Annotated in this window: 7 protein-coding genes, 2 tRNA genes and 3 rRNA genes; 9 read left to right on the plus strand and 3 right to left on the minus strand. The window is 38.7% G+C overall.

Annotated features, from left to right (window positions below; all coding sequences use genetic code 11):
- Positions 1–254: 254 nt before the first annotated feature.
- On the minus strand, positions 255–2,309 hold the full coding sequence (locus ALGA_RS11095) for a DUF3857 domain-containing protein (protein WP_096429366.1): 2,055 nt from the start codon (positions 2,307–2,309) through the stop codon (positions 255–257).
- A 273-nt stretch (positions 2,310–2,582) separates the two neighbouring features.
- Between ALGA_RS11095 and prfA the strand changes: the two genes are divergently transcribed.
- The 9 genes from prfA to rrf all read left to right on the plus strand — a co-directional run bounded on the left by prfA (position 2,583) and on the right by rrf (position 12,821).
- Positions 2,583–3,668 carry a peptide chain release factor 1 gene (gene prfA / locus ALGA_RS11100; protein WP_096429367.1) on the plus strand — a complete coding sequence of 362 codons (1,086 nt, stop codon included), beginning with the start codon at positions 2,583–2,585 and terminating at the stop codon, positions 3,666–3,668.
- A gap of 60 nt (positions 3,669–3,728) precedes the next feature.
- Entirely contained in the window at positions 3,729–4,556 is an 828-nt protein-coding gene (pyrF, locus tag ALGA_RS11105) for an orotidine-5'-phosphate decarboxylase (protein ID WP_096429368.1), read from the plus strand.
- Positions 4,557–4,667: 111 nt separating this feature from the next.
- On the plus strand, positions 4,668–5,957 hold the full coding sequence (locus tag ALGA_RS11110; RefSeq protein WP_096429369.1) for a DUF2851 family protein: 1,290 nt from the start codon (positions 4,668–4,670) through the stop codon (positions 5,955–5,957).
- Positions 5,958–6,022: 65 nt separating this feature from the next.
- Entirely contained in the window at positions 6,023–7,057 is a 1,035-nt protein-coding gene (locus ALGA_RS11115) for a potassium channel family protein (protein WP_162845433.1), read from the plus strand.
- Positions 7,058–7,715: 658 nt separating this feature from the next.
- Positions 7,716–9,235 (plus strand): 16S ribosomal RNA (locus tag ALGA_RS11120).
- 143 nt (positions 9,236–9,378) lie between these two features.
- Positions 9,379–9,452, plus strand: a tRNA-Ile gene (locus ALGA_RS11125).
- A gap of 88 nt (positions 9,453–9,540) precedes the next feature.
- Positions 9,541–9,614 (plus strand) — tRNA-Ala (locus ALGA_RS11130).
- A gap of 118 nt (positions 9,615–9,732) precedes the next feature.
- Positions 9,733–12,607 (plus strand): 23S ribosomal RNA (locus ALGA_RS11135).
- Positions 12,608–12,710: 103 nt separating this feature from the next.
- Positions 12,711–12,821: ribosomal RNA gene (gene rrf / locus ALGA_RS11140) — 5S ribosomal RNA — on the plus strand.
- Together the 16S, 23S and 5S rRNA genes with 2 tRNA genes alongside form the textbook arrangement of a ribosomal RNA operon.
- A gap of 509 nt (positions 12,822–13,330) precedes the next feature.
- Here rrf and ALGA_RS11145 read toward each other — a convergent pair.
- Both ALGA_RS11145 and kdsB read right to left on the minus strand, forming a co-directional pair.
- On the minus strand, positions 13,331–13,600 hold the full coding sequence (locus ALGA_RS11145) for a hypothetical protein (protein ID WP_096429371.1): 270 nt from the start codon (positions 13,598–13,600) through the stop codon (positions 13,331–13,333).
- Positions 13,601–13,751: 151 nt separating this feature from the next.
- A complete protein-coding gene (kdsB, locus tag ALGA_RS11150) occupies positions 13,752–14,501 on the minus strand; it encodes a 3-deoxy-manno-octulosonate cytidylyltransferase (protein ID WP_096429372.1) in 750 nt (249 codons plus the stop codon).

The raw sequence follows: 14,501 nt of genomic DNA on the forward strand, positions 1-14,501 counted from the left end.
TTAGCTTAATTAAAAAAAACAAAATCTATTACTTGGCTATTAAAACCTTCCACTATCCAAATCTTTTTAAAAATCACCTTGTAATCGATTTGAATATTTAAGAGCTAAGCTAATTTATCAATTTTTACATTCAATATCGATAAAGTTTAGAGTTATTTCTTATTTTAAATCAATCCTGTATATAAAAGTGATTGACAATAAAAAAAGATTGCTTAGTACTTTAAGCAATCTTTTGTGTTGGAATTTATTTGGATTTATTTTATTGCAGTCGGTTCGATTTTTTTAAACACCAAAACTTGGTTTTCCTTGGTAATAATTTGGTTGTAGAATTCTTTCAAATATTCATATTCTGAAGGTAGATATTGTGATTTACTAATATTTAATTTGTACTGGATCATTATCTTGTTAGCTGTTTTGCTAACCCTGTAAGTGTATGTTCCACCATTTTCCGGGAGTTTAATAAGTTCAGATTTTGGTTGTTCTTCAAGAGTGTAGTTGGTTGGAAGTTCAAGAATCAGTATGTAATTTTCCTGTATAGGGTGTCCAAAATTAACAGGATATTCTCTTTGTTCCAATTTAAAAGGGTTCTCGGATGTTTTGTATTTTAAAATTGGATTAAAATAGATTCTTTCACCTTCCATATTGGCAATATTTTCAATTTCTGTTGAGTACTTTATTTGCAATGGTTTATTTCTATCATCCAGATTTTTGTATTCTATTTCCGAAATATTCCAATCCTCATAATCAGATTCAAGTTTTTCGGTATACCCTTCTGTGTTATTTGAAATCTTTTTTCTGATGTCTATTCCTTCATAGTCATAAAAAGCTTCGGTTACTTTTCCTTTAAGTGTACCTCCTTCAGTTAAACAAAGGTTCGACATAATAGAAATTTTTGATCCTTTGCCAGGATCAAGGTCTATCCATTCGGAGTTAGTCTCGGTGATTAATCGACCCTTGTTATTCAAACAGCAAAATGGCAGAATACCAATTGGACAATAAGGATCTGTTGCATCCATTAAATAATTTTGGCCTTCAATTTGTGCACAAGCAATAACATAGTTCATTTGTGTTATGGTAGGATGTGATGGATGGATAATTCCATTTTGTCTGGTACTTAACACAACAGGGTTTGCCTCGATTCCAGCATTTCGCAATATGGCTACTAGTAATAAATTTACTTCAGCTGTATTCCCAGATTTTTCTTTCCATACATTTTTTAAACTTTTGTCGCAAAACAGGCGTTTTTTTTCATTCCATTTGATGTTATTCTGTACTGCCTGAAAAATTAAAGCTGTTTTTTCTTCCTCACTTTTTACATCTTTAATTATATCGGGTAGAATATCCTTAATAAATCCATCTTTTTTTAAGGCGGAACCGAAATCGTATGATTCATTTAGTTTTTTCTTAACATCCTTCCATTCGGAGGTGTAACTGTGGAATGCTCCTCCATCAAATTGATACGATTGTAATTCAAATTCAATCATGGTAAGGTAATTTTCCTTAGCCAGCATATGGGATTCTGTTTTAAAAGATGGGATGTTTTCGGCTAAGTAAATATAGACCTGTGAAGTTGGTGTCAGTGTATATTGATGTTCAATCATTTTTGCACTTCCCGATTGTTGATCCATTTCCCGGTACTTTATAAGAAAATTTTCTCTTCTGCCTCCATCGTCTCTTCTTGTTATTGGGTAATATCCTTTTGTTGTTTTTTGATAGTTGAAATAACTTGGGATTTGTGTGCGGTATTCCGAATAGATAACAGGAATGCTGTATTGAAATTGCCAAGCTCTAAAATTGTGATAGAATGGTGATGAAATTTGATACTTAATTTCTATTACAGAACCTATTTTTAAATTTGGCATAGTGAATTTTACTCTTTTCCAATTGGGAGAGGTCTCTTCATCGAAAATAGAATTCTTCTCCAGCTTATCTGTAACGATTTTTCCATCTAAATTGTACGTTTTTGCTTTTAGTGCGCCTATCTTTTCTTCTCCATCACTGTCATGGTACAATGGGATTTTAAATGTTGCAAAATCAAAACCTTCAGGTTTTAGTATTTTTATTCTCACATGACGTTCAAACTTGCAAATAAAATTACTGTTATCGTTTATGTATTCTGTTTCGAAAAAAGATGCTCCACTGTCATATAGTATAACTGCAACAGCACTGGTGTCTTGGTCGTAAACTTTCATTTCCAGTTCTTCCTTAGACACTTTTCCAAATTTTATTTTTTTGTTTTCTGCCCGGGAGTTACTGGTTGTTAAAATAAAAAGGAGGAGTGTGAAGGTGATTGTCTTTAAATAATTCATAGTTTGTTGGGTTTAGGCTGTGATAATTACGAATGAATTGAATTTGTTTTTTTACCGCAATAGAGATTCTATAATCCTAAATTTAAAATTTATTTTATTAAATAAAAATTTAAAAAGAGTAGAAGGTGTAATGTATTGAGTGAAAATATTGGGTTGAAGTCCATGGAATGGCTTTAATTAGGAGTTTTTTTTAATTTTAGGATCTAAATAGAGAAAGCCTTATTTAAAATGGTTTTATTTTTCTAATTTTGTCCAAAATTTAGAATAAAGAACATGAGCAGTAATTTGTTACTTGATAAATTAGAAGGTGTCTTAATCCGTTTCAAGGAGGTTGGTCAATTGATTACCGATCCAGAGGTGATGGGCGATATGAAAAGGTACATAAAGCTTAGTAAAGAATATAAGGAATTAGAAGCTGTTTCTGAAGCGGCTAAGGAATTCCGAAGTGCATTAGATACAATTGCTGAATCGAAGGAAATTTTAAGTAACGAGTCGGATGAGGAGTTACGCGAGATGGCAAAAATGGAATTGGAAGAATTAGAAATAAGAATTCCAGAGTTGGAAGAAGAAATAAAATTACTTCTGATACCTGCTGATCCGGAAGATTCTAAAAATGCAATTCTTGAAGTTCGCGCCGGTGCCGGTGGTGATGAAGCTAGTATTTTTGCTGGCGAATTAGCCAGAATGTACACGAAGTTTTGCGAGACTAAAGGTTGGAAGGTTTCAATTTCAAGTTTTAGCGAAGGTACTTCGGGTGGATATAAGGAGATTGTAATGAACGTAACAGGAAACGGTGTTTACGGGATTTTAAAATATGAATCGGGCGTGCATCGTGTGCAAAGGGTTCCACAAACAGAAACACAAGGTCGTGTTCATACCAGTGCCGCTTCGGTTGCTGTTCTTCCTGAAGCGGAAGAGTTTGATATCGATGTGAAGGATAGTGATATTCGTAAAGATACCTATTGTTCGTCGGGTCCTGGAGGACAGTCGGTGAATACAACCTATTCTGCTATTCGTTTAACTCACAATCCAACAGGTATTGTCGTTACATGTCAGGATCAGAAATCGCAGATTAAAAATTTAGCCAAAGCAATGATCGAATTACGTTCTCGTATTTATGCATTGGAACATCAGAAATATTTGGATGTGATTTCATCCAAGCGTAAAACAATGGTTTCGACCGGAGATAGATCAGCAAAAATTCGCACATACAATTTTCCGCAAGGAAGGGTGACTGATCATCGTATTAATTTCACCATGTATAATCTGTCTGCGACTATGGATGGCGATATTCAGGAAGTAATTGACAAACTTCAAATTGAAGAAAATTCAGAACGACTTAAAGAAAGTGGTTTGTAATAATATTTTGGCAGTGGTTTCTCCACTGCCATTTTTGTAATAACCGGTAAACAACCTAAAATGAACTATCAAGCATTATTCGAGCAAATTAAGAAAAAGAAGAGTTTCCTTTGTGTGGGTTTGGATAGTGATGTGAAGAAAATCCCTTCTCATCTTTTGAAAACTGAAGATCCTGTTTTTGAATTTAATAAAGCAATTGTTGATGCTACCGCAGAATTTACGGTAGCTTACAAGCCCAATATTGCATTTTATGAATGTTTGGGGGCTAAAGGATGGATTAGTCTTGAGAAGACAGCGAATTATATCAAAGAGAAATATCCCGAGGTATTTTTGATTGCTGATGCAAAAAGAGGTGATATTGGGAATACTTCTAAGATGTATGCAAGTGCTTTTCTGGAAAATATGCCTTTCGACTCAATTACGGTGGCTCCTTATATGGGCGAAGATTCAGTTACTCCATTTCTCGAGTACGATAATAAATGGGTAATTCTTTTGGCATTAACATCTAATAAAGGAGCTTTCGATTTGCAGTTTTTCGAGCAGAACAATCAGAGATTGTTTGAAAGGGTTCTTGAAAAATCTCAGGAATGGGGTACAAAAGAAAATATGATGTATGTGGTTGGAGCGACTAAAGCTGAAATGTTAGGAGATATTCGAAAAATTGCTCCAGATCATTTCTTATTGGTGCCAGGTGTCGGTGCTCAGGGCGGAAGCTTGCAAGAGGTTGCAAAATATGGAATGAATAGTGCTTGCGGACTATTAGTTAATTCTTCGCGAGGAATTATATTTGCTGATTCTTCTGAAAAATTTGCAGAGGTAGCTAAGGAGGAATCTAAAAAATTGCAAGAAGAAATGGAACAACTATTAAAAGAGAAATCTTTGATATAGATTCAAAATGAATATTGTAGATGGCGGTAATCAATGATTTACCGCCTTTTTTTATTGATAAACATAGGATTATTTACTAAATTCGATTTCTGATGATATAAAATTGATTCTATGAATGAAGATTTCTTGCAGTTCATCTGGAAACAGAATCTGTTTTCTAAAGCAAACCTTTTCTCTACAAAAGGAAATGCAATTGATATTCTTGATGTTGGAAAGCAAAATTTCGATGCCGGACCCGATTTTTTTGATGCAAGAATTAAGATTGATAATGTGCTCTGGGCAGGAAATGTTGAAATTCATCTGAAATCTTCACTCTGGTATTCTCATTCTCATGATGAGGATTCAGCGTATGATAATGTAATATTGCATGTTGTTTTGGAGGACGATTCATCTGTTGTCTTGGAAAATGAACGGGCGATTCCTTGTTTAGAAATGAGCTTCACTCCTGGCTTACTCGATAATTATAGGAACCTGATGTCATCCGTAAAGTGGATTCCCTGCTTTGATGAAATTAGCACAATCCAAAGTTTTTTCGTCCGAAATTGGTTAGACAGGATGCTTTTAGAACGTTTGGAACGAAAGTCGAATGAAATAAAAGATATTTTAGAGCAAAACAACAATTCTTGGGAGGAAACATTTTATCAGGTGTTAGCACGATATTTTGGAATGAAAGTGAATGCAGATCCCTTTCAACAATTAGCCAGATCCATTCCGATGAAGTTTTTGGCCCGACAAAAGAATTCTCTTCATCAGTTGGAAGCATTGTTGTTTGGTCAGTCCGGATTATTTGAAAAGTTTAATTGTGAGGATGAGTATCTCGACGGGTTGAAACTTGAATATGAATTCTTGGCTAATAAATATCAATTGAAACCATTGACTCCTGGACGATGGAAGTGGTTGCGCTTACGGCCATCAAATTTTCCAACAATACGAATTGCGCAATTTGCCTCCTTGGTGCATAATTCTCAGTCTTTATTTTCACAAATTCTTAGTGCTGATTCAATTGCGGAAGTTACGAATTTATTGAATTGTCAGGCGTCTGACTATTGGACAACTCATTATCAATTTGGATTGGAAACGAATGAAAAGTTAAAAGTTTTTGGGCAAAGTAGTATTGACGGTTTGATTATTAACTGTGTGGTGCCTGTTCTGTTTCTTTATGGAAGAATGAATGATTCTCAGAAATGGAAGGATCGGGCATGTGATATGCTGGAGGAATTACCGGCTGAGAAAAATTCAATAACCAAAAAATGGAAAGAGTGTGGTGTTGATGTGAAATCAGCTTATCATTCTCAAGCTTTACTTCAGTTAAAATCAAATTATTGCGATTCGTCTAATTGTTTGAAGTGTGAATTTGGAAATAGAATTATACGTAGTGTTAGTGCTGATTTATCTTTGTGAAAATATGATGGCTCCTTCGTGTATGTAAGGCTTTAATGATTATATTAGATTTTAATATTGCAGGAATGAATAAACAGAAAATTTGGGAGGAAAACATGCGTACATTAAGTATCGCAATGTCATTTCTTATATTGGCAATCATGCTTGGTACAGTTGGCTACATGTTTTTGAATAATGCCTACTCTTTTATTGATGCCTTGTATATGACTGTGATTACAATCACAACGGTCGGATTTACCGAAGTGCATCCAATGACAGATGCCGGGAAGCTTTTTACGATATTTCTAATTTTTGTCAGTTTTGGAATATTTGGTTATTTAGCTTCCGCAGTAACGCGATTTATATTAGATGGAGTTTTTCGTAGAAATTTAAAAGACTATAGGATTGTGAGAAGTATAGAAAAGTTAAGTGGACACGTTATTGTCTGTGGTTTTGGAAGAAATGGGAAGCAGGCGTGCATTGAATTAATTGCACATGGAGAGAAAGTTGTTGTTGTTGATTCTGTAGAAAGCTCTATCGATAGAATTCGTTTGATTCCTGAACTTTTGTTTGTACAGGGTGATGCGACTCAAGAGGACGTGTTGAATATGGCGAATATATCCTCTGCAAAAGCATTGATAACTGCTATCCCAAATGATGCGGAGAATGTATATGTTGTGCTTACTGCTCGAGAAATGAATTCGACAATTAAGATTATTTCTCGATCAGAGATGAGTCAATCCGATAATAAATTAAAAAGAGCAGGGGCTAATAATGTAATTATGCCCGATCGGTTAGGAGGTCAGCAAATGGCAAAACTAGTTGCGCAACCGGATATTGTTGAATTTTTGGATAATATTTTACTCCAATCTACAAAGGGAGTCAAATTAGAAGAAGTTAGTTGTAAAAGCCTAGCGAATTGCTTTGTTGGTAAATCCATTCGTGAGTTAAATGTAAGAGATAAATCAGGGGCTAATATAATAGGCTTGAAAGATGAAGGTGGGTCGTATGTGTATAATCCATCTCCTGAAATAGTTCTAGATAAATGTTTTCATCTATTTGTTCTTGGAAATAAGGAGCAAGTTTTCAATTTAAAGCAACTATTAATAAAGGGTATATAAGAGTATTTTTGCATTGCTGATATTATAAAATGAAATCATAAGCTTGTTGTGATTTTTTTTATTGCTGTAAATCAGCGTTTTGACTTTTTGTTTTATTTTTTTTTACAAAACGTTTGGAAGTGTGGACGTTCTTCTAGTATATTTGCATCCACTTTCAACGGAGAGTGGATTTATAAAATGGTTGTTTAGTAGTATTTTATAGGCAGTGGTAGGGTGGTCGTAGGAATCTTTTTATGATTGTATACACCTACTAAACTTCCAATTTTATTTTTTTTGAAATTTTTTTGCTTTGGGATTAGGATATGTTGATTTAAATCGATTATCTTTGCACCCGCTTTAAGAGTTAACGAACTCACTGAGCCACTAGGAAACAAAGGGTTTGAGAGTGAAATTAGCTTGAAAATAAAAGTAAAAAAAGATTTGCAGTTGTAGAATTTAATTGTCTATATTTGCACTCGCTTTTGGAGACAGTAACGACTGTCTTTTATAAGAAGATTATTTAGAACAGATCGCCTATGTTTCGGCAGAAAGTGATCGCCCAAGTTCTTTGAAAATATTGAAAACAACAAGTTAGGTAAATACAAGAATAAAACCTTGTCAATAAAAATTACGATAACTTCAATACATCCATGAGCAGAATTATAATAAAAGTTTTTTTACAACGAAGAGTTTGATCCTGGCTCAGGATGAACGCTAGCGACAGGCCTAACACATGCAAGTCGAGGGGTATAAGTAGCTTGCTACTTAGAGACCGGCGCACGGGTGAGTAACGCGTATGCAACCTACCTTTTACTGGGGAATAGCCCAAAGAAATTTGGATTAATACCGCATAATATATTTGAATCGCATGGTTTAAATATTAAATCTTCGGAGGTAAAAGATGGGCATGCGTAGCATTAGTTTGTTGGTGAGGTAACGGCTCACCAAGACTATGATGCTTAGGGGGTCTGAGAGGATAGTCCCCCACACTGGTACTGAGACACGGACCAGACTCCTACGGGAGGCAGCAGTGAGGAATATTGGTCAATGGGCGCAAGCCTGAACCAGCCATGTCGCGTGCAGGATGACGGCCCTATGGGTTGTAAACTGCTTTTTTACAGGAATAAACTTTGCTACGTGTAGTGAACTGAAGGTACTGTAAGAATAAGGATCGGCTAACTCCGTGCCAGCAGCCGCGGTAATACGGAGGATCCAAGCGTTATCCGGATTTATTGGGTTTAAAGGGTCCGTAGGCGGGCTTTTAAGTCAGTGGTGAAATCCCAGAGCTCAACTCTGGAACTGCCATTGATACTGAAAGTCTTGAATTTAGTTGAGGTGGGCGGAATACGTTATGTAGCGGTGAAATGCATAGATATAACGTAGAACACCGATTGCGAAGGCAGCTCACTAAACTAACATTGACGCTGATGGACGAAAGCGTGGGGAGCGAACAGGATTAGATACCCTGGTAGTCCACGCCGTAAACGATGATTACTCGTTGTGCACAATACACCGTGCGTGACTGAGCGAAAGCATTAAGTAATCCACCTGGGGAGTACGTTCGCAAGAATGAAACTCAAAGGAATTGACGGGGGCCCGCACAAGCGGAGGAACATGTGGTTTAATTCGATGATACGCGAGGAACCTTACCTGGACTTAAATGTAGATTGACCGGCTTAGAAATAGGTCTTCTCTTCGGAGCAATTTACAAGGTGCTGCATGGTTGTCGTCAGCTCGTGCCGTGAGGTGTCGGGTTAAGTCCCATAACGAGCGCAACCCCTATCGTTAGTTGCTAACAGGTTAAGCTGAGGACTCTAGCGAGACTGCCACCGTAAGGTGAGAGGAAGGTGGGGATGACGTCAAATCAGCACGGCCCTTACGTCCAGGGCTACACACGTGTTACAATGGCCAGTACAAAGGGCTGCTACCAGGTGACTGGATGCTAATCTCTAAAGCTGGTCTCAGTTCGGATCGGAGTCTGCAACTCGACTCCGTGAAGTTGGATTCGCTAGTAATCGTAGATCAGCAACGCTACGGTGAATACGTTCCCGGGCCTTGTACACACCGCCCGTCAAGCCATGGAAGCCGAGGGGACCTGAAGTACGTAACCGCAAGGAGCGTCCTAGGGTAAAATTGGTAACTGGGGCTAAGTCGTAACAAGGTAGCCGTACCGGAAGGTGTGGCTGGAACACCTCCTTTCTAGAGATTGGAAGTATTGTATATAGATATTGTAATTCAGATAATGGTTTTATCTGTATTTCCTAACTGACTGTTTTCATTAATTTATTTATACCATAACCCATAGCGTTAGGGTGTTTTCACCGCTAAGCTGATAGGTATTTAGTCCTGTAGCTCAGTTGGTTAGAGCACTACACTGATAATGTAGGGGTCCGCAGTTCAAATCTGCGCAGGACTACTATTTAATTGGTAATTATAAATTAATAATTGGTAATATTTTATTATTAATTGTTAATTATTCATTATTAATTGAAGTGAAACGATATGGGGGATTAGCTCAGTTGGCTAGAGCGCCTGCCTTGCACGCAGGAGGTCATCGGTTCGACTCCGATATTCTCCACACAAATACTATGGTGTATTTAAAGTTCTTTGACATATTGAAACAAAATTAAAGTAGAAGTAACAAGTAAAGAGACATAGATGAATTTCGGTAACGAGATTTATTTTTGTTAACACAATAAGAAGTAATTAAGAGCGTATGGCGGATGCCTTGGCTCTCAGAGGCGATGAAGGACGTGATAAGCTGCGATAAGTCATGGAGAGGTGCAAATAACCTTTGACCCGTGAATTTCCGAATGGGGCAACCCATCTATTTATAGATATCCCGCAAGGGAAGCAAACCCGGAGAACTGAAACATCTAAGTACCCGGAGGAGAAGAAAACAAAAGTGATTCCCCTAGTAGTGGCGATCGAACGGGGATCAGCCCAAACCTATATTGTTTCGGCAATGTAGGGGTTGTAGGACTGCGATATGAGAAGTGGCGTGAAGTGGAATTGTTTGGAAAGACAAATCACAGAGGGTGATAATCCCGTACACGAAAGCAAAATGAATCTAGCAGTATCCTGAGTAGCGCGGAACACGAGAAATTCTGTGTGAATCTGCCGGGACCATCCGGTAAGGCTAAATACTCCTGAGAGACCGATAGTGAACAAGTACCGTGAGGGAAAGGTGAAAAGCACCTCGAATAGAGGAGTGAAATAGTACCTGAAACCATACGCTTACAAGCGGTCGGAGCACTTTAGGGTGTGACGGCGTGCCTTTTGCATAATGAGCCTACGAGTTACTCCTCACTAGCGAGATTAAGCACTTCAGGTGCGTAGTCGAAGCGAAAGCGAGTCTGAATAGGGCGTAAAGTTAGTGGGGGTAGACGCGAAACTTGGTGATCTACCCATGGTCAGGCTGAAGCTCTGTTAATCCAGAGTGGAGGGCCCAACCCGTTGACGTTGAAAAGTCTTGGGATGAACTGTGGGTAGGGGTGAAAGGCCAATCAAACTGAGAAATAGCTCGTACTCCCCGAAATGCATTTAGGTGCAGCGTCAGAGTCGAGAGTTATAGAGGTAGAGCTACTGATTGGATGCGAGGGCTTCACCGCCTATCAAATCCAGACAAACTCCGAATGCTATAACTTATATCTGGCAGTGAGCCCATGGGTGCTAAGGTCCATGGACGAGAGGGAAAGAACCCAGACCATCAGCTAAGGTCCCCAAATGTATGTTAAGTTGAACTAACGAGGTGAGATTGCATTGACAGCTAGGATGTTGGCTTGGAAGCAGCCATTCATTTAAAGAGTGCGTAACAGCTCACTAGTCGAGCGATCTTGCATGGATGATAATCGGGCATAAAACATACTACCGAAGCTATGGATTTAGAATTTATTCTAACTGGTAGGGGAGCATTCTAGCGGCGCAGAAGCAGTGTGGTAATGCATTGTGGAGCTTCTAGAAAAGCAAATGTAGGCATAAGTAACGATAATGCGGGTGAGAAACCCGCACGCCAATAGACTAAGGTTTCCTGATCAACGCTAATCGGATCAGGGTTAGTCGGGACCTAAGGGGTAGCCGAAGGGCGAACTCGATGGACAACAGGTTAATATTCCTGTACCGGCGCCAACTGCGATGGGGTGACGAAGAGATGAAAGCACCGCGAACTGACGGAATAGTTCGTTGAAGACCGTACGTGATGAGAGATGTAGGCAAATCCGCATCTTGAGCTGAAAGTCGATAGTACTGCAATGCTACGGCAGCGCAGATAGTGTGCCTAATTTTACTTCCAAGAAAAACCTCTAAGCTTCAGGTTGGTGCTGCTCGTACCTCAAACCGACACAGGTAGTCAAGTAGAGTATACTAAGGCGCTCGAGTGATTCATGGCTAAGGAACTCGGCAAAATAGTCCTGTAACTTCGGGAGAAAGGACGCTCTCAGCGATGAGAGCCGCAGTGAAATGGCCCAGGCGACTGTTTATCAAAAACACATGGCTTTGCAAAAACGAAAGTTGAAGTATAAGGCCTGACACCTGCCCGGTGCTGGAAGGTTAAGTGGAGATGTTAGTTTCGGCGAAGCATTGAAATGAAGCCCCAGTAAACGGCGGCCGTAACTATAACGGTCCTAAGGTAGCGAAATTCCTTGTCGGGTAAGTTCCGACCTGCACGAATGGTGTAACGATCTGGGCACTGTCTCAGCCATGAGCTCGGTGAAATTGTAGTATCGGTGAAGATGCCGATTACCCGCAACGGGACGGAAAGACCCCGTGCACCTTTACTGCAGCTTCACATTGATTTTGGGTAAGTAATGTGTAGGATAGGACGGAGACTACGAAGCGGCCTCGCTAGGGGTTGTGGAGTCAACCTTGAAATACGTCCCTTTGCTTATCTGGAGTCTAACGTCTAACGACGGACAGTGTGTGGTGGGTAGTTTGACTGGGGTGGTCGCCTCCAAAAGAGTAACGGAGGCTTCTAAAGGTACCCTCAACACGTTTGGTAATCGTGTGTAGAGTGCAATGGCACAAGGGTGCTTGACTGTGAGACAGACAAGTCGATCAGGTACGAAAGTAGAGCATAGTGATCCGGTGGTTCCGTATGGAAGGGCCATCGCTCAAAGGATAAAAGGTACGCCGGGGATAACAGGCTGATCGCTCCCAAGAGCTCATATCGACGGAGCGGTTTGGCACCTCGATGTCGGCTCGTCACATCCTGGGGCTGGAGAAGGTCCCAAGGGTTGGGCTGTTCGCCCATTAAAGTGGCACGCGAGCTGGGTTCAGAACGTCGTGAGACAGTTCGGTCCCTATCTGTTGTGGGCGTTGGAAATTTGAGAGGATCTGACTCTAGTACGAGAGGACCGGGTTGGACGAACCTCTAGTGCATCTGTTGTGGCGCCAGCTGCATTGCAGAGTAGCTACGTTCGGAAGGGATAAGTGCTGAAAGCATCTAAGCACGAAGCCTACCTCAAGATGAGATTTCCTTTAAGGGTCGTTGGAGACTACGACGTTGATAGGTTGCAGGTGTAAAGGTGGTGACACCAAAGCCGAGCAATACTAATTACCCTAATACTTCTGAGTGCGGGGTTCATCATTGAATCTTTTCAATGTTATTTTTGCTTTAATTTTTCGATATGTCTATGATATTATCTTGAGGGCTATGGTCCAATATAGATTAATGATTTTAGGTGTCTATTGCATCGGGGTTCCACCTCTTCCCATTCCGAACAGAGAAGTTAAGCCCGATTGCGCCGATGGTACTGCCGACTGGTGGGAGAGTAGGTCGACGCCAACTTTTAAAGAGTCTTATTCCAACTAGGAGTAAGACTCTTTTTTTGTGCACTAAAGTGTCTTAGGATAATGACGCAATTCTTAATAATGAGTGAGTCGTGCATTAAGATCTTGTAATATTTAATGGGTGTATATTTAGCAAGCGTGTGAAAGAGTATTAATTGGAAATTTAAGTTGGAGTCCGATGATATGACAGCTTTATTCGTTTTTATCATCCACGATGGCATAGTTGAAATCTGTATTAATTTCGTTGGGCAAGTCCTTCTCATTAATACGATCCATGATGGTTATATCTTTTGAATTCATAGGTAACCTTTTCAAAAACATCTTCAATTTGTTTTTATTTTTTTCGGGATCTGATTATTGTATCGTTGGTAGTAACCTGTATGTCAACATTAATTGAAGAGTCAAGCTTGTTTTGGGGATGCCAAAATTTAATTCTTTGAGTTTTTGCGTTAGTACCAGATACAATAACTTGTGTATCTGAATTAATTACAGAATGTTGATTTCCAGTTAGTTTTTTGGTGGTCTTAATTTGAATATGATGATTTTTTTATCAATAAATTCCTTGATCTCATGAATTTCAATATTCCCTAATTTTGTACTATCAATTGAATAAAGACCTTCATCGATTAGAAAAACAGACTCTTCTTTTTCAAGATTCGTAACAATCTTGTGTAAGACTTTATTGAAATTTGAGTCGAAAGACTGCTTCTTAATTTGAATAGCGTTTTTAATCCATAGAATTTGAACGCCAATAATTCCAATCAATGAAATTGACATTCGGATTATTAAACTGGTGATTATTTTTCTGCTCACTGAATTGTTTCTATTGCTATCTGAAGATACAATTCAAATATACAAAGAGCAAGGTTTGTAGTTAGTTAATGTCTCCTTAATAAGTCTTAAGGAAAAGTTAAAGCATAAAAAAGGACTATAAAAGTCCCATTTCCTTTACTCTCATTAAATCTTCAGGAGTGTCTATACCTATTGATTCATGTTCTGTTATTTCGGTTTGTATCCAGTACCCATTCTCGAGCCAACGCAATTGTTCTAAAGATTCTGATAATTCTAAATCACCTTGCTCTAGTTGAGTGATCCTCATTAAAGTATCGAATCGATAGGCATACATTCCAATATGTTTAAAGAATGAGTTTTTATTTATCCACTTCTCCTGATTTTCAGCTCGTACAAAAGGAATTGGTGACCGGCTGAAATACAAGGCGCGATTATCTTTAGCGGTTACTACCTTTACTTTATTGGGATCAAAAATCTCATCAGAATTGGTAATTTTCTTTATTAATGTGGCAATTTCTGTAGATGGATTGTTAAAACACGATTTTAATGAATTAATTTGTTCTGGTTGAATAAAAGGCTCATCACCTTGAATATTAATCACCACATCGAAATCAATCGTTAATTTTTGAGTGATCAATTTAGCAGCTTCAGCAATACGATCGGTACCACTTTGATGATTTGGAGAGGTCATGATTACCTTTCCTCCGAAGCTTTTTACAGCTTCTTCAATCCTTTTATCATCGGTGGCTACATAAACATGCTCAAGCGCTTTAAGAGCTTGTTCGTATACTTTTTGAATCATTGGTTTGCCGTTAATATCGGCTAAAGGTTTACCTGGGAACCTTGTGGATGCGTATCGTGCTGGTATAACTCCTAAGAATTTCAT

It is taken from the genome of Labilibaculum antarcticum (assembly GCF_002356295.1).
Taxonomy (GTDB): domain Bacteria; phylum Bacteroidota; class Bacteroidia; order Bacteroidales; family Marinifilaceae; genus Labilibaculum; species Labilibaculum antarcticum.

Bases quoted from the DNA above. Each gene is read 5' to 3' on its own strand.
- ALGA_RS11095 (WP_096429366.1), bottom strand. From the start codon at position 2,309: ATGAATTATTTAAAGACAATCACCTTCACACTCCTCCTTTTTATTTTA.
- prfA (WP_096429367.1), top strand. From the start codon at position 2,583: ATGAGCAGTAATTTGTTACTTGATAAATTAGAAGGTGTCTTAATCCGT.
- pyrF (WP_096429368.1), top strand. From the start codon at position 3,729: ATGAACTATCAAGCATTATTCGAGCAAATTAAGAAAAAGAAGAGTTTC.
- ALGA_RS11110 (WP_096429369.1), top strand. From the start codon at position 4,668: ATGAATGAAGATTTCTTGCAGTTCATCTGGAAACAGAATCTGTTTTCT.
- ALGA_RS11115 (WP_162845433.1), top strand. From the start codon at position 6,023: ATGAATAAACAGAAAATTTGGGAGGAAAACATGCGTACATTAAGTATC.
- ALGA_RS11145 (WP_096429371.1), bottom strand. From the start codon at position 13,600: ATGTCAATTTCATTGATTGGAATTATTGGCGTTCAAATTCTATGGATT.
- kdsB (WP_096429372.1), bottom strand. From the start codon at position 14,501: ATGAAATTCTTAGGAGTTATACCAGCACGATACGCATCCACAAGGTTC.